The 24,931-nt window shown below is 37.2% G+C and carries 21 protein-coding genes; 10 read left to right on the forward strand and 11 right to left on the reverse strand.

Annotated elements, in window-relative coordinates; all coding sequences use genetic code 11:
- Window position 1 precedes the first annotated feature (1 nt).
- Window positions 2-1,699, forward strand: a complete 1,698-nt coding sequence (gene gldG / locus F0365_RS15000; RefSeq protein WP_169934446.1) for a gliding motility-associated ABC transporter substrate-binding protein GldG — start codon at window positions 2-4, stop codon at window positions 1,697-1,699.
- Between the two features lie 1,025 nt (window positions 1,700-2,724).
- On the opposite strand, the gene ychF is transcribed toward gldG, so the two are convergent.
- The 5 genes from ychF to F0365_RS15025 all read right to left on the reverse strand — a co-directional run bounded on the left by ychF (window position 2,725) and on the right by F0365_RS15025 (window position 6,237).
- Window positions 2,725-3,819, reverse strand: a complete 1,095-nt coding sequence (gene ychF / locus F0365_RS15005; protein WP_169934447.1) for a redox-regulated ATPase YchF — start codon at window positions 3,817-3,819, stop codon at window positions 2,725-2,727.
- 191 nt (window positions 3,820-4,010) lie between these two features.
- Window positions 4,011-4,655 carry a DUF4252 domain-containing protein gene (locus F0365_RS15010; RefSeq protein WP_169934448.1) on the reverse strand — a complete coding sequence of 215 codons (645 nt, stop codon included), beginning with the start codon at window positions 4,653-4,655 and terminating at the stop codon, window positions 4,011-4,013.
- 49 nt (window positions 4,656-4,704) lie between these two features.
- Window positions 4,705-5,235: a DUF4252 domain-containing protein gene (locus tag F0365_RS15015; RefSeq protein WP_169934449.1), complete on the reverse strand. Its 531-nt coding sequence runs from the start codon at window positions 5,233-5,235 to the stop codon at window positions 4,705-4,707.
- Between the two features lie 31 nt (window positions 5,236-5,266).
- Window positions 5,267-5,731, reverse strand: coding sequence for a hypothetical protein (locus F0365_RS15020; protein ID WP_169934450.1), 465 nt, complete (start codon window positions 5,729-5,731; stop codon window positions 5,267-5,269).
- A complete protein-coding gene (locus F0365_RS15025) occupies window positions 5,728-6,237 on the reverse strand; it encodes an RNA polymerase sigma factor (RefSeq protein ID WP_169934451.1) in 510 nt (169 codons plus the stop codon). Before F0365_RS15025 ends, F0365_RS15020 begins: the two co-directional genes overlap by 4 nt.
- Window positions 6,238-7,133: 896 nt before the next feature.
- Here F0365_RS15025 and F0365_RS15030 point away from each other — a divergent pair.
- Together F0365_RS15030 and F0365_RS15035 are read left to right on the forward strand one after the other, a co-directional pair.
- A complete protein-coding gene (locus F0365_RS15030; RefSeq protein ID WP_169934452.1) occupies window positions 7,134-8,564 on the forward strand; it encodes a S41 family peptidase in 1,431 nt (476 codons plus the stop codon).
- A 21-nt stretch (window positions 8,565-8,585) separates the two neighbouring features.
- Entirely contained in the window at window positions 8,586-8,948 is a 363-nt protein-coding gene (locus tag F0365_RS15035; protein WP_240961974.1) for a VOC family protein, read from the forward strand.
- Window positions 8,949-8,996: 48 nt separating this feature from the next.
- On the opposite strand, the gene F0365_RS15040 is transcribed toward F0365_RS15035, so the two are convergent.
- The gene (locus tag F0365_RS15040; protein ID WP_169934879.1) at window positions 8,997-11,492 is read right to left on the reverse strand and encodes an ABC transporter permease; all 2,496 of its coding nucleotides are present in this window, start codon (window positions 11,490-11,492) and stop codon (window positions 8,997-8,999) included.
- A gap of 47 nt (window positions 11,493-11,539) precedes the next feature.
- Window positions 11,540-12,229: an ABC transporter ATP-binding protein gene (locus F0365_RS15045; protein WP_169934453.1), complete on the reverse strand. Its 690-nt coding sequence runs from the start codon at window positions 12,227-12,229 to the stop codon at window positions 11,540-11,542.
- Between the two features lie 26 nt (window positions 12,230-12,255).
- Between F0365_RS15045 and F0365_RS15050 the strand changes: the two genes are divergently transcribed.
- The 3 genes from F0365_RS15050 to F0365_RS15060 all read left to right on the forward strand — a co-directional run bounded on the left by F0365_RS15050 (window position 12,256) and on the right by F0365_RS15060 (window position 16,905).
- The gene (locus F0365_RS15050; protein WP_169934454.1) at window positions 12,256-13,014 is read left to right on the forward strand and encodes an arylesterase; all 759 of its coding nucleotides are present in this window, start codon (window positions 12,256-12,258) and stop codon (window positions 13,012-13,014) included.
- Window positions 13,015-13,359: 345 nt separating this feature from the next.
- Window positions 13,360-16,491 carry a WD40/YVTN/BNR-like repeat-containing protein gene (locus F0365_RS15055; RefSeq protein WP_169934455.1) on the forward strand — a complete coding sequence of 1,044 codons (3,132 nt, stop codon included), beginning with the start codon at window positions 13,360-13,362 and terminating at the stop codon, window positions 16,489-16,491.
- A 213-nt stretch (window positions 16,492-16,704) separates the two neighbouring features.
- Window positions 16,705-16,905, forward strand: a complete 201-nt coding sequence (locus F0365_RS15060; protein ID WP_169934456.1) for a hypothetical protein — start codon at window positions 16,705-16,707, stop codon at window positions 16,903-16,905.
- 282 nt (window positions 16,906-17,187) lie between these two features.
- Here the strand turns inward: F0365_RS15060 and F0365_RS15065 are convergent, their stop codons facing one another.
- Together F0365_RS15065 and F0365_RS15070 are read right to left on the reverse strand one after the other, a co-directional pair.
- Entirely contained in the window at window positions 17,188-19,407 is a 2,220-nt protein-coding gene (locus tag F0365_RS15065) for an ABC transporter permease (RefSeq protein ID WP_169934457.1), read from the reverse strand.
- A gap of 5 nt (window positions 19,408-19,412) precedes the next feature.
- Window positions 19,413-20,318: an ABC transporter ATP-binding protein gene (locus F0365_RS15070; RefSeq protein WP_240961723.1), complete on the reverse strand. Its 906-nt coding sequence runs from the start codon at window positions 20,316-20,318 to the stop codon at window positions 19,413-19,415.
- 300 nt (window positions 20,319-20,618) lie between these two features.
- Here F0365_RS15070 and F0365_RS15075 point away from each other — a divergent pair, with 300 nt between their 5' ends.
- The gene (locus tag F0365_RS15075) at window positions 20,619-20,774 is read left to right on the forward strand and encodes a hypothetical protein (RefSeq protein WP_169934458.1); all 156 of its coding nucleotides are present in this window, start codon (window positions 20,619-20,621) and stop codon (window positions 20,772-20,774) included.
- Here the strand turns inward: F0365_RS15075 and F0365_RS15080 are convergent.
- Entirely contained in the window at window positions 20,758-21,006 is a 249-nt protein-coding gene (locus tag F0365_RS15080) for a VF530 family DNA-binding protein (RefSeq protein ID WP_169934881.1), read from the reverse strand. The two genes, F0365_RS15075 and F0365_RS15080, sit on opposite strands and share 17 nt — an antisense overlap.
- 861 nt (window positions 21,007-21,867) lie before the next feature.
- Entirely contained in the window at window positions 21,868-22,398 is a 531-nt protein-coding gene (locus tag F0365_RS15085; RefSeq protein WP_169934459.1) for a SixA phosphatase family protein, read from the reverse strand.
- A gap of 111 nt (window positions 22,399-22,509) precedes the next feature.
- Between F0365_RS15085 and F0365_RS15090 the strand changes: the two genes are divergently transcribed.
- The 3 genes from F0365_RS15090 to F0365_RS15100 are packed head-to-tail and all read left to right on the forward strand — an operon-like array spanning window position 22,510 to window position 24,901.
- Window positions 22,510-23,724, forward strand: a complete 1,215-nt coding sequence (locus F0365_RS15090) for a bifunctional alpha/beta hydrolase/OsmC family protein (protein ID WP_169934460.1) — start codon at window positions 22,510-22,512, stop codon at window positions 23,722-23,724.
- On the forward strand, window positions 23,724-24,212 hold the full coding sequence (locus tag F0365_RS15095; RefSeq protein WP_169934461.1) for a YdeI/OmpD-associated family protein: 489 nt from the start codon (window positions 23,724-23,726) through the stop codon (window positions 24,210-24,212). The genes F0365_RS15090 and F0365_RS15095 overlap by 1 nt, the downstream gene beginning before the upstream one ends.
- 59 nt (window positions 24,213-24,271) lie before the next feature.
- A complete protein-coding gene (locus tag F0365_RS15100; protein WP_169934462.1) occupies window positions 24,272-24,901 on the forward strand; it encodes a superoxide dismutase family protein in 630 nt (209 codons plus the stop codon).
- The last annotated feature ends 30 nt before the right edge of the window (window positions 24,902-24,931 follow it).

The raw sequence follows: 24,931 nt of genomic DNA on the forward strand, positions 1-24,931 counted from the left end.
TATGAAAAAAACCTATACCAGCTTTATCGTGGTCGTCATCGTGTTAATTCTGTTGAACCTGTTATCTAGATCTGTTTACCAGCGTTTTGATCTTACCAAAGACAGCCGTTATACCCTAAGTGAAGAAACAGAAAAAGTGCTGGAACAAGCTTACAAACCTATTATTATAGATGTTTTTCTGGATGGTGAGTTGCCCGGAGAATTCCGTAAACTGAAGTTGGAAACAGGTCAGTTTCTAGAAGAACTAGCAGCGATACATCCTAATTTGAAATATGATTTTATCAATCCCATTGAAGGTGCTTCACAACAAGAAACCGAACAGATTACAGCACAACTAGCCAAAAGCGGCGTAAGAGGAGCTATAGCTACTATTCAAGAAGGAGGGAAAAGTACTAAGGTTACTGTTTTTCCATACGCACTAATTCTTTACGACGGTAAAACTATTGCTGTACCGCTTCTAAAAACTGTAGCTCGCGCAACTGCGGAAGAACGAGTGAATTCCAGTATCCAACAATTAGAATATCAATTTGCTGATGGGTTGCGTAAAGCTTCTCAAAAAAAGACTAAAACGGTAGCTTTCCTAAGAGATAGCGGCACCTTGTCTGATTTAAAAATCGGCGATTTTATTAAAAGTATTCAAGAATATTATAGAGCAGCACCCTTTGGGATCGAATTTGTGATAACTAGTGATTCTATACAACCTCAACAGGTTTTGAAATCTTTGAATAAATTTGACCTTGTGGTGGATCCAAAACCTACAGAAGCTTACAGCGAGACCAAGAAATACATACTGGATCAATACCTTATGCAAGGTGGGAAGTTGCTTCTAGCGATTGACCCTGTAATTATGGAAAACGACAGTCTTTCCAATCAAGAAGCAAAAGCATATCCTGTACCAAGAAAGCTGAATCTAGACGACATGCTCTTTAGGTATGGCTTGCGATTGAACAATGGCCTCGTAAAAGATTTACAACATGCACCTATTGCACTAGCAACGGGTCAAGGCCGCAATACACAATACGAAGCTTATGCCTGGCCCTACTACCCTATTTCTAAGACTTCGTTAGATACAAGTGCAACAGCTCAATTCATTACTAAAAATCTAGAAGATGTCAAGTTTGAATATACAGGAACCATAGACACTTTAAAAAACGGAATTAAAAAAACGATATTACTAAGCACTTCTTCTAAAACCCAAGTGATGACCTTACCCGCTTTAATTTCCTTAGCAGAAATAGGTCAAGAAATCAATCCAGAAACTTATAACCGATCCCATTTACCTCTAGCCGTGCTCGCCGAAGGTTCTTTTACCAGCGCCTATAAAAACCGAGTGAAACCGGTCAACTTGAAAGGAAGCCTAGATCAAGGAAAAAATGCCGCGATAGTACTAATAGCAGATGGTGATGTTCTTAAAAATCAAGTAGACCGAGGAGAAGCTCAAGAACTAGGCTACGACATGAGAACTGGACAATTATACGGCAACAAGGAATTCTTAATGAATACGGTCAACTACCTGCTCGACGACACCAGACTCATCAAGCTGCGCAACAAAGACATCAAAATTCCTTTCCTAGACACTAAAAAAATAATTGACCAGAAATTCAAATGGCAGTTGATCAATGTGGTCCTTCCGTTGCTTTTGGTCGCTGGTTTTGGTTTTGTATTTATGTGGTTAAGAAAAAGGAAGTATGCCGTTTAACATCTCTTAGGCAGCCATACCGTTGCACTATCAAAATAGAAATGGAACGGTTTTGCCTTAATAGAATTACTTCTACTTCAAAAGAGTATAACAGCTCCTCTCCTGTTTTGAAAGCTGTGCAAAGTGAGTGCAACGAGCTTTGGTCAAAAAGGTTGAAAAATGCTGGATATTTTCAAAAAAACTAAAATTAACTCTGCAGCTAGACAAAACTAAAAAATACGTCCCAAATTTACCTGTAATCTAGTAACAATCGAGATGAGTTTACTTCACCAGAATTACTATTTCCTAAAGGGTAGAATTAATTCTACACTTTGGGAAATGCAAGAAATAAAAAAGCTCCTTTCTCCATGAAGAGAAAAGGTTGAAAATGCTGGATATTTTCAAAAAAACTAAAATCAACTCTGCAGCAGCCAGACAAACCTAAAAAATACGTCCCAAATTTACCTGTAATCTAGTAAGAATCGAGATGAGTTTACTTCACCAGAACTACTATTTCCTAAAGGGTAGAATTAATTCTACCCTTTGGGAAATGCAAGAAATAAAAAAGCTCCTTTCTCCATGAAGAGAAAAGGTTGAAAAATGCTGGATATTTTCAAAAAAACTAAAATCAACTCTGCAGCAGCTAGACAAAACTAAAAAATACGTCCCAAATTTACCTGTAATCTAGTAACAATCGAGATGAGTTTACTTCACCAGAACTACTATTTCCTAAAGGGTAGAATTAATTCTACCCTTTGGAAAATGCAAGAAATAAAAAAGCTCCTTTCTCCATGAAGAGAAAAGGTTGAAAAATGCTGGATATTTTCAAAAAAACTAAAATCAACTCTGCAGCAGCTAGACAAAACTAAAAAATACGTCCTAAATTTACCTGTAATCTAGTAAGAATCGAGATGAGTTTACTTGATCAGAACTACTATTTCCTAAAGGGTAGAATTAATTCTACCCTTTGGGAAATGCAAGAAATAAAAAAGCTCCTTTCTCCATGAAGAGAAAGAAGCTTTAATTTTATCAATAGATCTTATAACCTAAACATTAAACAAAAAGTGCATCACATCACCATCCTGTACAATGTATTCTTTACCTTCTACTTTGAGCTTTCCAGCTTCTTTCACTTTCGCTTCAGAGCCAAATTCTACGTAAGTATCGTATTTGATCACCTCTGCACGTATAAATCCTTTTTCAAAGTCGGTATGTATTACTCCAGCAGCTTGTGGTGCTGTAGAACCTACATTAATAGTCCATGCTCTTACTTCTTTTACACCAGCCGTAAAATAGGTTTGCTGATGGAGTAACTGGTAGGCACTACGTATCAATTTTGCACTACCGGGCTCTTCTAGTCCCATGTCTGCGAGAAATTCTTTACGTTCTTCAAAGTCTTCTAATTCGGTAATGTCAGCTTCTGTTCCTACAGCAAGCACAAGAACCTCCGCATTTTCATCTTTTACAGCATCTCTAACAAGATCTACATACTTATTTCCAGAAACAGCAGACTCGTCATCTACGTTACATAGGTACATCACTGGTTTATCAGTGATAAATTGTAAAGGCTTTACAAACTCTGCTCTTACCTCATCGCTCAATTCTACCGCACGTACAGAAATACCAGCTTCTAAGGCAGCTTTAATTTTTACTAAAGCTTCTTCTTCTTTAATAGCTTCTTTATTACCAGTTCTGGCAGCTCTTTTTACTTTTTCCAGTTTTTTATCTACGGTTTCTAGATCTTTTAATTGCAATTCTATATCGATGGTTTCTTTATCACGTATAGGGTCTACATGACCATCTACATGGATAATGTTGTCATTATCAAAACAACGCAACACATGAATAATTGCATCTGTCTCCCGTATGTTCCCAAGAAACTGATTTCCCAATCCTTCTCCTTTACTCGCTCCTTTTACAAGACCTGCTATATCTACGATCTCTACCGTTGCTGGCATCACACGTTCTGGATTAACCAGTTCTTCTAATTTCTTAAGACGTGCATCTGGCACGTTTACTACTCCTACATTGGGTTCTATGGTACAAAACGGAAAGTTGGCACTTTGGGCTTTGGCATTTGATAAACAGTTAAAAAGAGTTGATTTACCTACATTAGGTAGTCCTACGATTCCAGCTTTCATGTGTAAAATTGTTTGTTATTATTCCGCTTTCTTTTTGTCAAAAAAAATACAAATTTATACTGAACTTGACTTTCTGCGAAAGCTTGCAAATATAAGGTTTCCATAAACATATAATAATTTTTATGACCCCATAGCGCATAAAAAAATCTGCCTCTAAGGGATACAGATTTTATAAAGTGCAAGGAAACTAATTATCCCTTATTACCTGCCATATTTGAGGTGTCAATTCCTTTTGATTCTAGCATCTCTTTCATTGCGGCTTCATCGATGTCCACATTATCCTTCGTATCAATTCCCATAGTTTCTAAAATCCCTTTCATACCTGCGGGATCTATATCTATCTTCTCCAATTCTTTCATCATCTTCATCATTCCAGAAAGGTTCATGTCTTTACCTAAAATACGAGCGACGCCCATTCCCATATCATCTGAAGTACCGAAAACGATAATTTCATCTATAGAATCTTTATCACCTTGATAAAGGAATTTAGCCTTCATTCCATCTTGATTATGGGTCATTAAAGTTTTATACTTTTCACCCTTTAAAATGTTGTTGAGTTGGGCGCTTTCTTTTTCAAAAGTAACAACGTTCTTATCTGTTTTAGGGTATACTAATATATTTACTTTACTGACAGAGTTATAAGCTTTTTGTGCATCTTCAGAAAGCTTGCTGTCGTCTATTCCTAGAATCGTTTTAGGTATAGAGGTACTTATAAACCCTTCTTTTTCGCCACTATCTACGATGTAGCTTTGAAGCGTTGGGTCGGAGTCACAGGAGGTAAGTGCTGCCGTAGCAGCAAGTGTTAAAAGGACTATTTTTAAAATGATCTTATTCATAATGAGTAGTTTTTGAGATTAACAATACATGGACTTATTAAGTAACCATCTATTCTTTAGTAGCGTCTTCAATTTGTTTTTGTCCAGGTACATTCATCATCTTAGTAAGTTTAGAAATTTGACCTAGATCGATATTTCCAGTTATTTTCATTACTATAGCTTCTGGATTAGCAGTATTCATAGTTTCATCGATGATCATTACCAGTGCTTGAATTTTCTTTGGCGTGTTGCCTTTCTTTACGTAGAATGCAAAATCTTGATCATCCTCTTTTACACTCATCAATTTTACAAGACCATTACTCTTTACATAGGCATTTGCAATGCTGATCATTTTCTTAGCACTATCTGAATTAGAGGTGGTGTAAAAACGTGCGTCTTTAAGACTGTTCAACAATTCTTTACCTGCTTTTAAATTTTCATCTTGGATATCCATATCCATCTCTGCGAGTAGTTCAAAGGCATCTTTGGTTACTACAGTTTCTTTAATATTTTTTAGGGAACCCATCTTTTCAAATGCGTCCTGAGCAAATAATGGGGTTGCCATTACTGCGAGTACTAAGGTGAGGATTAACTTTTTCATGTTGACTTTTATTAAATTGTGATTGAGATTATTATTTAAGATTAAAAACGGCTGCTGTTTTATTATCTAAAGTTTGTAGTGGCTGCATATTGCTCCGGCCTTTATTTAACTTGACACTTACGAGCTCCAGCATATTCATTGCTGCTGCTCTAGCTTCTTCAGGAGTTTCATAAGTTCCTAAGTCTGGCTGTGTTTTGTGTTGCTCTTGATAGTAGCCTGCCCCTACTGCGAGAAGTAGAGAGAAACCTGCTGCTATGGCGAGTCCTTTCCAAGTTCTTTTCTGGAACTGGTTATCTAGGGATTGTTTTTGTTTCACTTTCGCGAAAGCGTCAAAATCACCTTCTTCCATCACCTGTTCTAACTCAAAGGTGCTAAACAAGCTGCGGTATACCTCATGTTCTGGAGATACCTTCCCAGAACTGAAATAGCCTCTAAGTTCTTGTTCTTCCACCAGAGTGGTCTCACCGTTCCAATATTTTTCTAATAAATCGTTCATGCGATTTCTGTTTTATACTGTTCTTCTATTTTTTCCTTGAGCATTTTTCTTGCTCTGCTCAGCCCTACTCTAACCGCTGTAGCCTTCATATTCATGATTTTTTCTATAGCCTCAAAATCATATCTCTGTATATCTCTTAGCTGAATAATCATTTTATATTGTTCTGGCAGTTCATTAATCATGTTTTGTACCAGCTTTATCTTACCAAGTCTTTCTAACTCATCTTCTACATTTCTCTCTTCACTATCATAGTTGCTGTGAACTATTTTTAAATGACTTGCTTGTTTACTTTTCAATCGGTCTAAGGAATAATTTTTAACCATTTGCATGGCGTAGGCTTCCTTATTTCTAACCTCTTCGAGTTGGAAACGCTTTTCCCAAAGTCTTGCCATGACTTCTTGCACCGCATCTGCCGCCTCCTCATGAGAGGTGAGCAATCGCTTTGAAAGAAAGTACATTTTTTTCTGTACCTCTTTAAAGGTCTTTACAAATGTTTGTTGGTTCATTTCCTTGGTTATACGTTTATGACGAGTCTGCTTTTTAATTGTTACAAGAATATGATTTTTTTTAGCATTCGTCTTTTTTCATTAAACCTCAAGAGCGAAAACCAAAAATGTATGGAGGTAGAATAAAGTTTAACTGAAATGAAGTTTGTTCCTTACTATACCATTACGTTGTAAAGCAAAAACGCTTGTAGTGGCTCTTGAATCTTATCCTATCACAATTTCAAGAGTGTTTTTTAAAGCCTTTTCCTTATTTTTACTTTTAAAAGAGTATTAAATGTAGAGAAAAACAACCGTTTTACTGTTTTAATATGTTCCATAAGCGTTAATGCTCAATTTCAAAAAGGAACAATACTTTAAAGAAAGGTTTTATACAAGTGAGAAGTCATGATGGTATAAAATTTAAGGAGAAAGAGGGCGACAAGCCAGTTATTTATAATCATCAACATGTTATAGGTTTTGATATAGACGAAGCGAAATATCGATATGTAAAACGCAACAAATTGATAACGAACCTAGGATATTAAAAGAAATGATACATGGGGAGATCATTCTTTATACAGAAGTATTTCTAGGTGGAGAAAGTTATATGAGCTATGGACCTGTTAGTACTCCTGTTATAGTACATATTAAATCTTCAACCAGCTATTATATGTTTAAGGATGAAAAGCTCGTCAAAATAGGTAAGAAGATAAAAAAAAAGACACCTTAAGATGTTTAAAGATTGTCCAGATCTAGTATCAAAAATTAAAAACAAAGAAATACACATAACAAATATGATTACTGCAATTGACTTTTATAACGAAAACTGTGGAACCTTTGCTGATACAGAGAAGTAATGAAGAACCGCTATTATATCTACTACTTTTCCCTATTTTTACTTGAAAATAAGCATGAAAATGAATACGTTTTTTAAATATGCCTTAGTTGGCCTAATCGCAGTTACTACCCTTTCTAGCTGTTTTAAGGATAATGATGATGTTTTTGCTGGTAAAAGTGAAATCAACAACTTTATCTACAGAGGTATGAATGCTTTTTACCTCTATAAAGCTGATGTAGATGTGCTGGCAAACGATCGTTTTGCCAACCTTGAAGAGCTCGAAGCTTATCATTCACAATTTGATTCTCCTGAAACCTTTTTTGAATCGCTCGTATTTGACCGATCAAGAACAGATCGTTTCAGCGTTATTTTTGAGGATTATGTAGCTTTAGAAAATATTCTTGCTGGAAACACACTGAATAACGGGATGAAATTTGGTCTCGTCGGAGAAACTGGAAGTGCTACTGATGTTTTTGGTTATGTGCGCTATGTGCAACCCAATACCAGTGCCGAAAGAGAAAACGTGGAACGAGGTATGATCTTTAACTCGATCAACGGCATACGTATATCTAGAGATAATTTTAACACGCTTCTTGCTCAAAACACCTATACCATAGGTCTTGCTGACCTCAATGCTGGAGTTAGCACTTCTAACGGATTAGAAATCACCCTTACTAAACAAGTCGTACAGGAAAATCCTATTCTAGTTACTGAAGTAATTGATCAAGGAACTCAAAAAATAGGTTATTTAATGTACACGGGGTTCTTGTCGCAGTTTGATGAGCAGTTAAATGGCATTTTTGCAGACTTTAGAGCCCAAGGAGTGACCCATTTAGTATTGGACTTGAGATACAATGGAGGAGGCTCTGTAAATACAGCTATCATTTTAGGGAGTTTAATTTCTGGAAATCCTATTACAGATGTATACTCCACAGAAAAATGGAATCCAGAAATACAGACACAATTACAAGCAAGTACTCCAGAACGATTAGTGAATTTATTTAAAAACCAAACCAATTCTGGTACGACACTAAGCACGCTCGATCTCAATAAAGTGCATATCATCACCACCGGCAGTAGCGCCAGCGCCAGTGAATTAGTGATCAATTCGCTAGATCCATATATCAATGTGGTACAAGTAGGTGATGCTACCGCAGGGAAATTCCAAGCGAGTATTACCTTGTACGACAGTCCAGATTTTAGAAGATCTGGAGCAAATCCTGCACACCGTTATGCGATGCAGCCACTAGTGCTTAAAAGTTTAAACTCCGTTGGAAACACCGACTATTTTGACGGGTTAGTTCCTGATATTACTCAAAATGAAGATTTTGAAAACTTAGGTTTCCTAGGAGATGTGAATGAACCTTTATTGGCGCGTTGCTTGGAAGATATTCTGTTGAATGGTCGTTCTTCTCGTTCTTCTTTACCTACTGTTTCTTATGATGAGATTATCGGTAGTAATGAACTGGAGCCCTTTGGTAATGAGATGTGGAAGGAGATCTCTAATTAATAATTCATAAACCTCAATTAAATCACACTTCCTGTTCTTGATATTCCTAAAGCCATTGCATTTTATGAATTGTTAGGACTCCATTTGATTGTTCATACACATGATGCTTATGCAAGACTAGAATTGCCAGAGAGTAGTGCTACTCTAAGCCTTTCCTTAGTAGAAGAACTGCCCAAAGGAACTGGAATCAAAGTCTTTTTTGAATGTGATGATCTGGATAAAAAGGTTGCTGATTTAAAAACAAAAGGAGTCCTATTTGAAAAGGATCTTATAGATCAAACTTGGTTGTGGCGAGAAGCGCATTTGTATGATCTCGATAGAAATCACTTGGTTCTTTATCGCGCTGGTAAGAATAGGAAGAATCTGCCGTGTAGGAAAAAATAACAGGTCACAATGGTTGTTATCTTTGTTTGCTTTCACGCAATGCCTGCCCTAGCCTTCTCTTCGCAACACCTCCAAAGGCGAACTGCGCAGAACGGTTTGAATATTGCTCAAACCAATCGTTAAAACCAAAATCGTAATACCCGGTAAAAAGATTAAAAATGGAATCAAAGAAGGTACAAATGGCTCTTTAAAAACAAATAGCGCTAAGCAGAGACTGCTCAATAAAGCTAACAAAATACCAACTAAACTTCCCAGCAGTCCTAAAAACACATATTCCAAAGCGGTAATTTTCAAAATCTGGGTGTTTTTTGCGCCTAAAGTTCGCAGTAAGACACTTTCCTTAATGCGTTGGTATTTACTCGTCCGTACAGAACCTATCAAAACAATAATGCCTGTAAGGATACTAAAGAAAGCCATAAAATTGATGATCCAAGAAATCTTACCTAGAATATCTTCCAAGATCGAATACACCTGTCGTAAATCTATCACAGACACATTAGGAAATTGAGCCACTAAATCTCTCTGTAATTTTGCTGAAGCTTCTTCATTTGCAACCGCAGTAGTAATAACATTAAACTGAGGAGCTTTTTCTAAAACACCCTCGGGAAATACAATACTAAAATTAAGTTGAATTTGTCCCCAGTCCACTTTACGAATACTACCCACGGTGGTTTCCATAAGCACACCTTGCACATTAAAAATAATGGTGTCGCCCACGCTTACTTTAGCATCTGCAGCAAGATTATCAGAAATAGAAATCTCCACGGGATCTCCAGACTTCAACTCTGGGATCCACTCCCCTTCTATAATTTCTTCTGAATCAATCAAGGTGTTGCGATAGGTGGTTCGGAACTCGTGACTTAAAATCCAACCGCGAACTTGGCTGGTGGAATCCTGCCGTAACTCATTTACTAACTGATCTTTCAGCTTATGCATGCGCATAGTCACCAACGGAATGTTATCAAGAATGGGCAGGTCATTACTGTTAAGTTGTTTTTCTACGGCATCACGTTGATCAGTTTGCACATCTAAAATGATGATGTTGGCATTTTCTGTCGATTGCTCGATAGCTGTTTTTGCTAATAAAATATCTTTCGTAAAATATAAGGTACTGATCAAAAATGTCCCTAGACCAATGGCGACCACTAACACTACCGTCTGATTATTTGGCCTGAATAAGTTTAAAAGACTTTGGCGTGATGTAAAACCCCAACGTTTTGGGAAGTAAGTCCTTATAAGTTTCATGCACCACAAAGCAGTCCCGGCTAAAATAGCAAACGTAAGTAGCGTAGCACCTACAAAACTTAAGGCATAAAGCGCGTCCTCGAGCAACCAGAAGGAAAATAAAAACAGAAATACTAGTATTGCTGCAAATACAAAAAACCGAACCTTTCTAGGCCCCTGAGAAGCTTGTTCATTAACACGTAACACTTCTAAGGGCGATACATACCAAGTTCTAATCAAGGGTAAAAGCGCAAATAACACCGACATAAACAAACCTAGAAAAACACCTATAAGTATGGGTTGTAAAGAGATACGTATCTCCACTGTAAACGGAAGGAAGTCTTGTAAAATATAGGGGAATAAAACCTGAAGCCCCACGCCTATAGACGAACCCACCAGACCACCAGCAACCCCTATCCCTGCTATTTGAATAAGGAAAATAAGAAAGCTTTGCATTCTGGATGCTCCCATACACTTTAAAACAGCGATGGATTTCAGTTTTTCTTTGATATAAATATGGACAGAACTAGCGATACCTACACAGCCTAAAAGCAAAGCAATAAACGCTGCCAGGTATAAGAATTTGCCCACGTTATCATAACGTCTACCTAAACGCTCGCTAGTGCTGGTATGCGTGTCTAAATCTGAATTCTCTGCATCCAACATGGGACTTATTTTCTCCTCCAACTGACTTAAATTTAACGTATCTGAAGCTTTGAAAAAGAATTGATATTCCTTGCGACTACCCAATTGTAGGAGCTCTGTGCTTTCTACAAACCGATTCGGAATGATCACTGGTGGAGCTACAGAAGTTGAAATAGCCGTAGCCCCAGGAATTGACTTTAAAGACCCCGCAATAGGAAGCGTCAGTTCGCCTACTTTTATAGAATCCCCAACTTTTATATCAAACTGAAGCATTAAAGTCGCATCAACTAATGCTCCACCGGTTTCTTGATAAGTGCTTGCTGCTGAAACAGGTTCGGTATCGATCGTACCATAAAAAGGAAAGCCTCCTTTTAAAGCACGCACTTTTACCAGTTTGGTACCTCCACTTTTAGGAAAAGCAATCATGGACACAAAGTTGACTTCAAAAGCATCTGGTTTTAAGGAGTCTATGATCGCTTGCGCACGTTCTGTAGGCTGCTTCCTGCTATCGATAATATAATCGGCACCCATTAAGGCTTTGGACTGGAGCTGTATATTGTCTTTAAGATTGGTGCTGAATAATTGTATAGAAACTACTGCCGCAATACCTAAGATAATAGAAGCCATAAATAAAATCAGGCGCACTCTACTCGCTTTGGCATCACGCCATGCCATTTTAAATAGCCATTTCGTATTTTGATTCATAGGAATAGGAGATGAATTTACAGCACTTCTGTGCGTTGATTGGTTAAAATTTGACCGCCTTTCAGACGCAATATCTGCTGGGTTCTGTTGGCTAACTCTAAATCATGCGAAATAATCACCAGCGTCGTTCCGGCTTCTTTATTTAACTCAAATAATAGTTGGATTACTTTTTCTCCTGTTTCCTCATCCAAGTTTCCTGTAGGCTCATCTGCAAATAGAATAGAAGGTGCATTAGCAAAAGCTCTAGCTAAAGCTACACGTTGTTGTTCACCACCTGAAAGCTGAGATGGATAATGATCTGAACGGTCAGCTAAGCCCACTTTCTCTAATAAAACCCTGCTTTTTTGGGTTGCAGCTTTATCCCCTTGTAACTCTAAAGGAACACTCACATTTTCAAGAGCGGTAAGGGTGGGCAATAATTGAAAGTTCTGAAAAATAAAACCCACTTCCTTATTCCGTAATTGAGCCCTTTGGTCTTCATTTAAATGACTTAAATCTTGACCACATAATTCCACACTTCCTGCATTTGGATTATCTAAACCTGCACACAAGCCCAATAAGGTTGTTTTACCACTTCCAGAGGGTCCAACAATAGAAAAACTTTGACCTTTTTCTACCTCAAAAGTGATATTTTGCAAAACCTTTAATTCTTTATGACCACTGGAATAAGTTTTTCCTAGCCCAGTAATCTTCAATATCTTTGGCATATAATTTTTAATTAAAATGACAGCTTATGTCAAAGGATCAAAATAAACAAATGAATCTAATTTTACCAACTTCCGCTATGCAGAAACTCTTAAGGCTTTGTTATATTATTCCTTTGGCTTTTATCTTGAGCTGCGGTGGCGATAAAAAGAAAAAAAGCACACAAAAAGCAACGGCAATAGAACAAACCGAACCATCCCAAATCGCTGAGACTTCAAAAAATAGTACTGGAATCATTTTATGCTTTGGAGATAGTATTACAGCTGGCTATGGATTAGAGGATAGCAATGATGCTTTTCCTGCAGTACTACAAGAAAAAATTGATTCTTTACATTTAAATTATAAGGTCGTTAATTCAGGCTTAAGCGGAGAAACGACAGCGGGTGGTAAAAGCCGAATTGACTGGGTCTTGAATCAAGGTATCGATATTTTTATCTTGGAGCTTGGGGCAAATGATGGCCTACGGGGAGTCCCTTTGTCTGAAACACGCGCTAACCTTCAGGCGATTATAACTATCGTAGAAGAAAAAAGTCCTAACACTAAGATTATTCTCGCTGGGATGCAACTGCCACCAAACATGGGACTAGACTACACCACCGAATTTAAAGAACTCTATGCTCAAATAGCAGCGGCTAATAATATCGCCTTTATTCCATTTATCTTAAAAGATGTTGGCGGAATTGTGGAACTCAATCAGAGTGATGGCATCCACCCAACTGTTGAGGGTCATAAAATAATAGCTCGTACGGTTTGGGAAATACTAGGACCAATGCTAAAGAGAAGTTAGTAACTGACTTTAAATATACAACAGCTCTACGGCCAAATGTTTTGCTTAAAAAATATACTTTCTAAGCAAAATATTTTTAAAATTAGCCAGCATATACGGTAGTTAACTTATTAATTTACAAAGCCCCTATATGTATAAACAATAGCATTGGAAAAGGAATACTGTTATTATTCTAACTTGATCAGCAGGGTGTTTTTAGGGTTTAACCTTCTTATTTTGGAAATAATAATAGGAGTTTTTAATTTATTTGCACAAGGTTGGAAATAACTGTTCCTAACAATCTACTAAAGTATTCGAGGTTTCCATTTTTAGGTTTTATATTTATACCTTGAACAAAAAAGCTTTATGAAACGTATTCTTCTCCTTGCCTTGTGCTTTATTTCTGCACAAGCATTCTCCCAAAAACTAGATCTTGAATTGGTCAAAAACTTAGAACCTAGGAACATAGGCCCCGGCGGTATGTCTGGCCGTGTGACTTCTATAGATGTAGTTCATGACAATCCAGAAATTATTTATGCTGGTACTGCCAGTGGTGGATTGTGGAACTCGCAAAATGGCGGGATCACTTGGGAAGCTATTTTTGAAAAAGAAGCCACTGCATCTGTAGGCGCAGTAGCTGTGCAGCAGTCTAACCCTAGCGTGATCTGGGTAGGAACCGGAGAAGGAAATCCGCGTAATTCATTAAATGGTGGTGCCGGTATTTACAAATCTCTAGATGCTGGTAAAAACTGGAAATTGATGGGGCTAGAAAAAACACGTAATATACATCGTGTGATCATAGACCCTACTAATCCAGATATCGTATACGCAGCAGCCATAGGCTCTCCATGGGGTGTTCATCCAGAACGCGGTGTTTTTAAAACTACTGATGGAGGTAAAACATGGAAGAAAATATTATATACCAACGATAAGTCTGGTGCGGCAGACCTTGTTATGGATCCTGAAAATCCTAACAAACTAATTGCTGCGATGTGGGAACACAAACGCGACCCGTGGTTTTTTAAATCTGGTGGTGAAGGCTCAGGAATGTACATCACTCATGATGGTGGCGAGAATTGGAAAAAAGTAACCGATAAAGAAGGATTACCTGAAGGAGAATTAGGACGTATAGGAATTGCCATAGCACCCAGTAATCCTAAAGTCATCTATGCACTTATAGAAGCAAAGAAAAATGCTTTGTATAAATCTACTGATGGCGGGTTCAAATGGGACAAAATCAATGATAAAAGTGGCATAGGTAACAGACCTTTTTATTATTCAGAGATTTATGTAGACTCTCAGAATGAAAATCGCATCTACTCGGTATTTACTTATATCAACGTTTCTGATGATGGCGGTAAGAATTTTACCCAACTCATGCCTGCTTATGGCGCAAATAACGGCGTACATCCAGATCATCATGCCTGGTACATACACCCTAAAAATGGGAAGTTCATGATCGATGGTAACGATGGCGGACTGAATATTACTCGCGATCGTGGAAAGACTTGGAGATTTATAGGCAACCTGCCTGTTGCTCAGTTCTACCATATTAATGTAGATATGGAAACACCCTATAACGTTTATGGCGGTATGCAAGATAACGGAAGCTGGCGCGGCCCTGCTTATGTATGGAGAGCGCAAGGAATAAGAAATAGTTACTGGCAGGAGATCAGCTTTGGCGATGGATTTGATGTCATCCCAGATCCAGATAACAACCGATTTGGTTATTCTATGAGTCAGCAAGGCTCGGTACAACGTTATGACTGGCAAACTGGTAACAACTACAGTGTACGTCCAACGCATCCAGATGCTGATGTAGAACTGCGTTTCAATTGGAATGCCGCGATTCAAATGGATCCTTTTGATACTTCAACTTTGTATTTTGGAAGTCAGTTTGTTCATAAATCAACCGACAAAGGATTGACCTGGAAAGTAATTTCTCCAGACTTGACCACTAACGATCCTGAAAAACAAAAACAATCAGAATCTGGCGGACTTACCATGGATGCTACAGGAGCTGAAAACCATACCACCATACTCGTTATTGAACCAAGTGCCGTAGAAAAAGAGGTGTTGTATGCAGCCTCTGACGATGGTTTGGTACATGTTACTAAAAACGGCGGTGGTGACTGGGATGCTATTTCTAAAGGATTAAAAGGATTACCTAAGGGGAGCTGGATTACTCAAATAAAGGCCTCCAAAACTAAAAAAGGACACGCCCTACTCGTTGCTAACGATTACCGCAGGTTCAACTTTGAGCCTTATGCCTACCGCACAACAAACTACGGTAAAAGCTGGACACGTATTGTAGACCAAGACGACGTGATCAGTTATGCGCTTAGTATCATTGAACATCCAGAAGAGAATAATTTGATGTTTTTAGGAACGGACGACGGCCTCTATGTAAGTATAGATGCCGGTGAAAACTGGACCAAATACACCAACGGATTCCCAACGGTTTCTGTAAAAGATTTGGTGATCCATCCACGTGAAGACGATTTGATTATTGGAACTTTCGGTAGAGCTGCTTGGGTGTTAGATGATTTGGAGCCTTTTACCGCTTTCGCGAAAGCGAAACAAAGAAAAGCCATCGAGTTATACGAGCCACCTACTGCCTATTTTGCACGTTACCAGCAGCCTACAGGAAGTAGATTTGGAGCTGATGCTATGTTTCATGGAGAAAACCGCAGCAGCCCAAATGGACCATTTAAATACTTCTTTGACAAAGACTTAAAAGCCAAAACAGACACCATTAAATCTGATTCTCTTTTCTTAAAAATCTATAAAGGAGAGCAGTTGATCAGAACGTTAAATAGCAAAGTGCCAAAGGAAAAAGGGGTCAACACTTGGACGTGGAGGCTGGACGAAAAAGGAATTGATTATCCATCCAGAACACTAAGAGATTCTAAAAGAGAACCAGGCGGTAAAGATGTGCTCCCTGGAACTTATAGAGCGGTATTGCATTATGGAGAAATGACTAGTGAGCAAATGATCGAGGTAAAAGAAGATCCACGTATCGATGAATTCACAATTGCAGACCTTAAAGAAAAGCAAGCGGCACAAGATCAATTGCAATCTTTGATGGGCGATGTGGAAATAGTAACTTCTCAACTGGCTAAAAACAGGGAAACAGCCGATAGCTTTAAAAAGTTACTCAGCAGCCAGGATAAAAAAGCTTTTAAAGAACAAATAAAAGCCACTGATTCTATAGTAAAACAAATTGAAAAATTACAGAACAAATACTTCGGCACGCCAGATGAACGTCAGGGAATTACTCGCAATCCTGAAGTAACGGTAATGAATCGTATTTATGGAGCTTCTAGCTATATAGGAAGCCGTCAGGGAGCACAAACCACCACAGAAACCCAATTGTATAACCAAGCAGCAACACTTGCTGTAGAGGTGAATACAGAGGCTAAAAACTTCTTAGAAAAAGAATGGAACGCCTTTGTAGCTGAGATGAAGCTGGTGACAGTGGATATGTTTAAGGAGTAGTTTTTGGGTCTTTGTAACGATAGATATCGGGATTGAGCCTTGAGCTGTGATTTTTGAGCCTTGAGCCTTGAGCCTTGAGATTTTTTCCAAATGGCAGAATTAATTCTGCCATTTGGAATACTTCCTATTGCTACAAATAAGTAATAAAAAAGTTAACTTTAATAGTTTTAATCATTTTTAGTAGCTGTTCTAGTTATCAGAAAGCAACAAGCTTTGAGCTTAAAAAAAAGCTATGTTTATTTTTTAACCTTTATTGATGAAGAAATTGCGACTATTTATTTAAACGACAGCCTTTACTGCGACCGTGAAGTTTTCAAATTAGATCAATCATTGGGAATACTTACAAATACAGCTATCAAAACTAATGCAGAAAAAATTAAATTGAGAATGACCTTTGAAGGTTTTCCCTATTAAGAACTTGATTTAGATTCGTGAGCCTTGAGCTATGAGTTTTTTTTTCCAAAGGGCAGAATTAATTCTGCCCTTTTTAATGTTTGATCAGAATTAATACAACCATATGGAAGCACTAATAGGACTCCTAGCATTGCTTATCAAAATAGCACTGCTGAGTTGCGTATATGCCAGCGTGTTTTTAATTTTATTTATAATTCTCGGTAAACTATCTCCTATGAGCTTGTTTTCAAGAATACTTAAAAAAGAAAAGGCTTTGGTTAGCTAGTGGTTTTAATTAAAAGTCTAAGGCCGCGTGTTCAAACCTAACTTAGCATCTAATAAGTCATCAAAAGCATTATTCACAGGCGGTGTAAATGCAGCGTCATCAATTGTTCCATCAGGAGCTATAAGAATATATCTAGGAATACTGTCTATATTGTAAAGTGCTCCATAAGCATCCACATTTAAAGGTCTTAGTTGCACTATTTCGGTATTCATTTCGGTAAGATCTTCTAACCAATTGCTTTCTTTCTCGTCCATATTCATGCTTACAAAAACTATGTTTTCTTTTCTGTACTTGATCATCTTCTTTACATAATACGGTTCTTGCGCCTTGCATGGACCACACCAACTCGCCCAGGAATCAATAAGAACGTATTTTCCTTTAAAGTCGGCTAGTGTGTATTGTTTGCCATCTTTGTCCATCGATAAAAAATCTACTGCCTCTACTCCTCTACTTAGTTTATTCAAGGACTTGCGCTGGTAATCGAGAATATCACGATAAGAATCATTAGTTACTACCGCAGCAAATGCATTAAAAATAGAATCTCTTTGAGCTATTTTAACTTGATCATTTAATTGAGATCTGATCTCGGTAAATAACATCTTATTCTTAAAAGTACCTTCCTCTAAATCTGCTATTAATTCTAAATTTGTTTTACCTTGATCTATAGCCTCTTTATTAGAGTCTGCTAGATGATTTTTTATAAAGTCGAAATACAATCTGTCACTTAACAAGGCGTCATCTGTATAACTAACACTACTAAGTAGTACATTCATATCAGGTGTTAGCACCACTGGTACTTCTGGATTGTAAATGGCCTTTTTCTTTAAATAGTTGTTCCATTTATTGATATGCTTTACAGCAATTAATTTTTTAGAACGATTTAAAAAATCTTCTCTAGCTTTTATGTGGTCTACAGATATACTGTTTTTTAACTCGCTTAAATCTTCCTCATATTCACTATAAATCTCTTTCATATAATACGCCACTTTTTCAAGAGATGAATTATTTTCTATTTGATAACCCACATAACTAAAACCAGTAGTGCCATAAAATATTTGCTGTTTGTTTTCTGAAATTCTTGTCCCTAAAACGGAGACGCTAGCATCCTTTCCGTACAAGGTTTCTTTTAATTGTATGCTGTCGTTAGCGCCCATAAATATATCTATTGCATTATATTTATCAAACTGTATATTATAAAACTGAGGTGCCAGTTCTTCTTTAAATTCATGCCTGAACTTATTATTCTTTACTGCAATGACCGCCATCGTATCTTGAGTCATAATATCTCTGACATAAATGTTCTTAAAATTTTTGTCTGAGCTTATAGTTCCTTTAACAACCGTTTTGTCAAATGCCTCTAAAGTTTTAGGCATGATTAAATAATAAGCTAGTCCCGAGCAAACGGCTAGAATAAGTAGTGAAGTAATTGCTCTAGGTACCGCTTTCGCGAAAGCGGAATAAAAACCTTTAAATCGATACCAATGATAACCTACAAAAAGAAAAAAGACGGTATAAACCATACTCAGCCACTCCGCAGGAAGAAAAAAGGACCCTAATAATCCACCTGTAGGATTCATGCCCGAGACAAATAGAAAATTATGTGGATACCATCTCAAATCTATTTGAAAAGAAGACAGAAATAGTTGCGCTAGTAACATGGCAAAACCAATCACTAAAGACCAAATAAACCCAGAAATAATAACAGAAAGCGCATACTGAAAAGCTAAAATAGCCAACGAGGCAACAAAGACTTTAATACTTGCATAACCTATTTCTGAAAGCGGCAAACTCATATCATAAGATTCATGAACATCTGAAAATGTATGGTACAACCATGCAAAAAACAGACTAGCAACCGTATATAGCAATACTGTTAAGAACACATTAAAACAAAGAATCAAAAACTTAGAGAAATAAATAGACAACTTTGAAATGGGTTGCATTTCCATAAGTTGCCAACCTTTATTTTTATGATCTATTTGTGCTATTTTACTAGCGGTAATAATAATTAAAAGCGGCAAAAAGAATCCTGTTAATCCAGCAAGTGGATTTTTGTAAAAATGAAAATAGAAGTTGGTATCCACTATTCGATCATTGTACATATCACCTTGTATAATTTGAATAGTAAAATATAGCAATGGCATGATTAGGGCTAGAATAAAGCCTAGAGTAAAGATTCCAGACCTTTTTATTTTAATACGTTCGGTTTGAAGAGCTGTTTTAAAATTATGTAGCATAATAATTATTTTGTAAGTGAAAGAAACCAGTTTTCTAAACCATCCTCTGCCTTGATTTGATATAATGGAACTCCTTTTTCAATCGCATATTGAGCTAGTTGTGGAGTTTCTTCTTTACTGTTTAAGGTAACTTGAAATTGGTTTTCATTGATCACCTTTGAATGTTTATATTTTTCTTGAATGAGAAGTAATTGCTGCGCAGCATTTACTGTATGAATGGTGATTTGATGTTTACTCGATCGTTGAGCAAGTTGGCCCATCGTACCTTCAAATTTTAATTCTCCGTGATGGATAATACCTACATGAGTGCACATTTTCTCTATCTCACTTAATAAATGGCTGGAAATAAAAATTGTAAGGCCTAATTCCTTGTTTAATTTGACTAATAATTCTCTCACCTCAGTAATACCCGAAGGGTCAAGACCATTTACAGGTTCATCTAGAAGCAATAATTCTGGATCGCCCAGCAATGTCATTGCAATGGCGAGACGTTGTTTCATTCCTAGAGAATATTTTTTAGCCTTTAAATCGCCTTTACCTTCAAGACCTACTAATTTTAATACTTCTGGAATACGTTTTTGATCAATGCTTTTTAATGTCGTGATGCACTTTAAATTCTCATAGCCCGTAAGATGTAAATACAAAGCTGGTGATTCTACCAGTGCCCCTATTTTTGTAAAAATCTGTGGTGTTTGCTCTTTTAATGATTTGCCAAACATTTTTATATCGCCATCGTGATCTTGTAATATATCAGTAAGCAATTGCATGGTCGTAGATTTACCAGCACCATTAGGTCCTAAAAAACCATAAATAGAACCTTGAGGCACATTCAAATTGATGTTTTTAAGAATAGGCTGATTCTTAGAGTAAGAAAAAGATAGGTTTTTGAGTTCTATGATTGGTTCTATCATTCCGTATTTATAAAAAAGTTACTGTTTAATTTTGCTGTAATAATCTATTACCAGTTTGGTTTTTAAATATCGTATAAATAAATTGATTTGTACTTCGACGCGGCTCAGTAAAAGTTTTTATTAGTTTGTTGAGGCAGAAAATCATTTTATAGCACTTGTGCTGAGGTTGATTGAAGTATGGTTACGAGATTGTTTTTTAACGATTAAAAACTAAAAAAGCAAGGATTTATATGCGTCATTAAGAAGCTAAATTAGTATGATGTCTAAATTTAACAAAAAAGAGCCTTTCAACACACAACTTTGAGGTATTTGATAGTTGCCATAAGACATCGCAAAACAGGCGGAAGTAATTCCGCATCTTTTGGACCTGATACTCAAAAACTCATCAACTCACAGCTCAATCCCGATAGCTATCGGGACACTGCTCAAAAACTCAGCACTACTCCTCAAAAGTAAACAAATACAAATCTTCTACTTTCTTTCTAGCCCAGTCGGTTTTTCTTAGGAATTTCAAACTGGATTTGATACCTGGATTGGAATTAAAAGAATTGATTCTGATGCGATCGCCCAGTTCGTTCCAGCCGTAATGATCGACTAGTTTTTCTAACATATAAGAAAGTTTAACACCGTGCAATGGGTTGTTAACTTGCTTTTTGATCTCTTTTTCTTTGATCTCCACTAGAACCATTTCCTGATCAGACAACTGCGCATCTACCGGAAATAATTCTACTTGAGTGGTGTTTCCTTTTAAGAAAGACTTGCTTACTGCTACGTGGTGTATAGTGTTTTCAAAATCGGCAGTAAGGACGGCTATTTTTTGATCGTTTAAGAATTCTTGGAATTCATTAACGGTTTTTTCATCTGGCAATAAGGTTCCTGTAAAGGAGGTGTTCCAATCTCCTGTATAACATAGGGCGCCTTCAATTCTCATAAGGTCATCTTTTTGCTCTACATAGTCCGATTCAAAAAGCTCTTGTTTTGCACCTATGATCGTTCCATATACATTTAAATTACCTAAAGGTGTCTCTATCATTTGGCAAACACTAGTGTACTCGTCATAAGTGTTGACTTTATTTTTAAAGGGATATTTGGTATAGATACTGACTCTGTTCTCTCCTTCTTGATAATCGATACCATCATGTCGCAAAGGCATTTCTAAAGTAGAAATTTTCTTATAGGTACCTCCTAGGTAAAAACCAAGCTTTGTATTTGTAAGAATGACAATGTCAGCATCTTGCTCCATGATCAATTGCTTGCGAGAGTTGTTACTATCGCTATCGAGATCGCCTTCTAAATGATGTAGATTCCAGCTTAATATTTTCATATGATTTTGGTAATTGGTGTGGAGTAAAATAGGCAAAGCAGCCCACTTAAATACATATCCTTTGTATCAACTATTCCCTTAACTATTTCCTCTTTCATTTACTGCTGCTATTCTGACAGCTTGAGTTTTTAGAAGTATGGAAGAAAGAGTTATTTATTCTTTTTAGCTAAAATAATTAAATTCTAACCCAAAAATGTTTTTTTGCACTATCAACGACTCATCGACTTAGTCCATAAAATCTATAGACTCCATGACCGCATTAGAATTACCTTCTTTATCGATGCGCACAATAAAAAAATGATCGTAATCCGTTTCTTCCAGGTCTTTATACACCTGGTCGTTTTGAAGTTGATTTGCATAGGCATTGATCGTATTGCTATGACCGTAAAGCGCTACTGTTTTACCTCTATAGGTCTCTAAAAGAGAGGTGCCAGATACTTCTTTTACTTGGTAGATTTCTACACCTAGTTTCTTTGCTTTAGCAAGTGGCACTGCCGTCGCTTTTGTTCTATTATAGTCAGAGGAGATCACGTGATCTACTTCTTTTAAAAAGAAATAATTCACCCATTGCTCTGCCCTTTTCTGTCCTTTTTCTGTCAACCCTGGATCGTCACCTTGATCGGTAGCCTTCTCTGCGTGACGTATAAAATAAAAGGTCGTTAAGTTTTCTTTTGCCTTTTCCTCAGGTGTTTTTTCTGCATCAGAATTAAAGCAGGAAACCAAGGCTAAGGAGAGTATAAAAAATATTTTTTTCATTATAAAAGATCTGTAGCGGTAAAAGTAAAGAATCCAACTCTAATCTATAATAATTAGTTCTATTAATAGCGCTGTGATAAAAAGTCTTTATTTTTAAGCAAAACTACTCTTATGAGCTTTGAAAAGATCAATTTTAAAAATGCACAAGGCTATGATCTGAGCGGGAGGCTGGAATTACCTGCCGACGGACTGCCCCATAATTATGCTGTTTTTGCCCATTGTTTTACCTGTAGTAAAAATTTTAGCGCTACTAAAAATATATCACGTGCCTTAACTACTGCTGGATTTGGCGTGTTGCGTTTTGATTTTACAGGTTTAGGAGATTCCAGCGGTGATTTTGCAGACACTAATTTCTCAGGAAACGTAGATGATCTTTTGGCTGCGGTCGACTATCTAAAAGCAAACTATAAAGCTCCTACTTTATTAATAGGTCATAGCTTGGGAGGCGCTGCTGTTATATTCGCTTCCGCGAAAGCGAGTTCCATAAAAGCTGTAGCCACCATAGGAGCTCCTAGTGACACAAAACATGTGCAACATTTATTTGGCGATCAAATCGAAGCCATAACCAAAAACGGAGAAGCAGTCGTCCAATTGAGTGGCAGGCCATTTAAGATCAAAGAACAGTTCTTGAAAGATCTTAACGAACAACAAGTGACAGCCACCTTAAAAGAACTGAGAAAACCCATTCTCATTGCCCACTCTCCACAAGACAAAACGGTAGGGATAGTGCATGCCGTAGAATTATATGAGGCGGCGATGCACCCTAAAAGTTTTATCAGTCTTGATGGAGCAGACCATCTTTTAATGAATAAAGCCGACTCTATATACATAGGAGAAGTGATTGCAAGTTGGGCTTCTCGGTATGTGGAGCAAGTAAACGATAGCAGTTTTAAAACAAAGAATCAAGTGGCTGCAAGTCTCCATCGTGATGCCGTCTTTACGACTCAAATGCTAGCAGGAAGGCATTACTTTACCGCAGATGAGCCAGAAAGTGCAGGCGGTAATGATTTTGGCCCTACACCATACGAATTGCTTTCTAGCGGCCTGGCAGCCTGTACGGTAATGACCATACAAATGTATACCCAGCGAAAGCAATGGAACGTAGATAATGTAGAGTGTCACGTAAACTACGACAAGCAACATGCTTTAGATTGTCAGAATTGCGAACTGGAATCTGCTAAAATTGACACTTTTACCAGAGAGATCAAGTTAACTGGTGATCTAGACGAAAAACAGATCAAAAGAATATTACAAATAGCAGATAAGTGCCCAGTGCACAAAACTTTGCATTCAGAAACCCAAGTAGTTACAAAATTGATTAATTAATGGTATTTGAATTTGATACTTTTTTAGGTAGCAGTGGCTTTACGGGAGCTGTTCTTATTCCAGAAGATATTGCTGGACAGCTGGCTTTGGACAAAATTAAAAGAGTCGTCGCACAAATAAGCTCTGGGGAGAACCACCTGACTTTATATGCAGGAATAACAAAGAGGCAGGGTACCATTTACCTGATGTTTTCAAAGGCCAATCAAAAGAAACTAAAGGTTTCCCAAGGAGATGCCTTAGATGTGATCCTGCAAGAAGATACCAGCAAATACCAAGCTCCCATGACAGAGGAACTAGAAGCTGTTCTATTAAGTGATTACGAGGCTTATACGATTTTTGAAAACTTACTTCCAGGCAAACAACGCAACATTATTTTTATGATTTACAACCTAAAAGATTCTCAGAAAAAAGTTGATACCGCATTGAATGTAATGGAAAATTTAAAAATGGGAAATCACAACCCTATGAAATTTGACAAACTCTTATGATAAAAAACTCTTATATATTCTTACATTTAACATGAACTAAAACTTTAAATAACCAAAAAATGAAAAAATTAATAACAGGAATCTTTGCTTTATGTTTGACTCTAAGCATATCATCATGCAAAGAAACTAAAGAAACAGATGAACTTACCGATGAGACAGAAACATCTTATGAAGATGGAATGGATCATGAGGATGGAATGGATTACGAAGATCATACTATGGCCGATGGCAGCATGATGATGGGTAAATCAGTTGCGGTACCTATGTCTTCAAAAAGCGGAAGTGATGTAAGTGGATTGATTGAGTTCATGCAAACAGAAGAAGGGGTTACTATGAATGTAGATCTTGAAGGCTTAACTCAAGGTACACATGCGATACACATACATCAAAATGGAGATTGTAGTTCTGACGATGGTAAAAGCGCTGGTGGACACTGGGATCCAACAATGGAAGATCACGGAAAATGGGGAGAAGGAATGTATCATTCTGGTGATATAGGAAACTTAGAAGTATCAGAAGATGGAAAAGCAACCTTAGAATTTACAACAGGTAAATGGTGTATAGGTTGTGATGATGAAATGAAAAACATTATTGGAAAAGGAGTTATTGTACACGCTAGTGCAGATGACTTTAAATCTCAACCTAGTGGAGCTGCTGGTGCTCGCGTAGCTTGTGGAGTAATTGAGTAGTTTTAACCAATATTATAATTAAAGTCTGCG

It is taken from the genome of Nonlabens sp. Ci31, assembly GCF_012974865.1.
Taxonomy (GTDB): Bacteria; Bacteroidota; Bacteroidia; order Flavobacteriales; family Flavobacteriaceae; genus Nonlabens.

What these genes read in the sequence shown, in the direction of transcription:
- gldG (WP_169934446.1), top strand. Translation starts at nt 2, where the DNA reads ATGAAAAAAACCTATACCAGCTTTATCGTGGTCGTCATCGTGTTAATT.
- ychF (WP_169934447.1), bottom strand. Translation starts at nt 3,819, where the DNA reads ATGAAAGCTGGAATCGTAGGACTACCTAATGTAGGTAAATCAACTCTT.
- F0365_RS15010 (WP_169934448.1), bottom strand. Translation starts at nt 4,655, where the DNA reads ATGAATAAGATCATTTTAAAAATAGTCCTTTTAACACTTGCTGCTACG.
- F0365_RS15015 (WP_169934449.1), bottom strand. Translation starts at nt 5,235, where the DNA reads ATGAAAAAGTTAATCCTCACCTTAGTACTCGCAGTAATGGCAACCCCA.
- F0365_RS15020 (WP_169934450.1), bottom strand. Translation starts at nt 5,731, where the DNA reads ATGAACGATTTATTAGAAAAATATTGGAACGGTGAGACCACTCTGGTG.
- F0365_RS15025 (WP_169934451.1), bottom strand. Translation starts at nt 6,237, where the DNA reads ATGAACCAACAAACATTTGTAAAGACCTTTAAAGAGGTACAGAAAAAA.
- F0365_RS15030 (WP_169934452.1), top strand. Translation starts at nt 7,134, where the DNA reads ATGAATACGTTTTTTAAATATGCCTTAGTTGGCCTAATCGCAGTTACT.
- F0365_RS15040 (WP_169934879.1), bottom strand. Translation starts at nt 11,492, where the DNA reads ATGGCATGGCGTGATGCCAAAGCGAGTAGAGTGCGCCTGATTTTATTT.
- F0365_RS15045 (WP_169934453.1), bottom strand. Translation starts at nt 12,229, where the DNA reads ATGCCAAAGATATTGAAGATTACTGGGCTAGGAAAAACTTATTCCAGT.
- F0365_RS15050 (WP_169934454.1), top strand. Translation starts at nt 12,256, where the DNA reads ATGTCAAAGGATCAAAATAAACAAATGAATCTAATTTTACCAACTTCC.
- F0365_RS15055 (WP_169934455.1), top strand. Translation starts at nt 13,360, where the DNA reads ATGAAACGTATTCTTCTCCTTGCCTTGTGCTTTATTTCTGCACAAGCA.
- F0365_RS15065 (WP_169934457.1), bottom strand. Translation starts at nt 19,407, where the DNA reads ATGCTACATAATTTTAAAACAGCTCTTCAAACCGAACGTATTAAAATA.
- F0365_RS15070 (WP_240961723.1), bottom strand. Translation starts at nt 20,318, where the DNA reads ATGATAGAACCAATCATAGAACTCAAAAACCTATCTTTTTCTTACTCT.
- F0365_RS15080 (WP_169934881.1), bottom strand. Translation starts at nt 21,006, where the DNA reads ATGGTTCTAGTGGAGATCAAAGAAAAAGAGATCAAAAAGCAAGTTAAC.
- F0365_RS15085 (WP_169934459.1), bottom strand. Translation starts at nt 22,398, where the DNA reads ATGAAAAAAATATTTTTTATACTCTCCTTAGCCTTGGTTTCCTGCTTT.
- F0365_RS15090 (WP_169934460.1), top strand. Translation starts at nt 22,510, where the DNA reads ATGAGCTTTGAAAAGATCAATTTTAAAAATGCACAAGGCTATGATCTG.
- F0365_RS15095 (WP_169934461.1), top strand. Translation starts at nt 23,724, where the DNA reads ATGGTATTTGAATTTGATACTTTTTTAGGTAGCAGTGGCTTTACGGGA.
- F0365_RS15100 (WP_169934462.1), top strand. Translation starts at nt 24,272, where the DNA reads ATGAAAAAATTAATAACAGGAATCTTTGCTTTATGTTTGACTCTAAGC.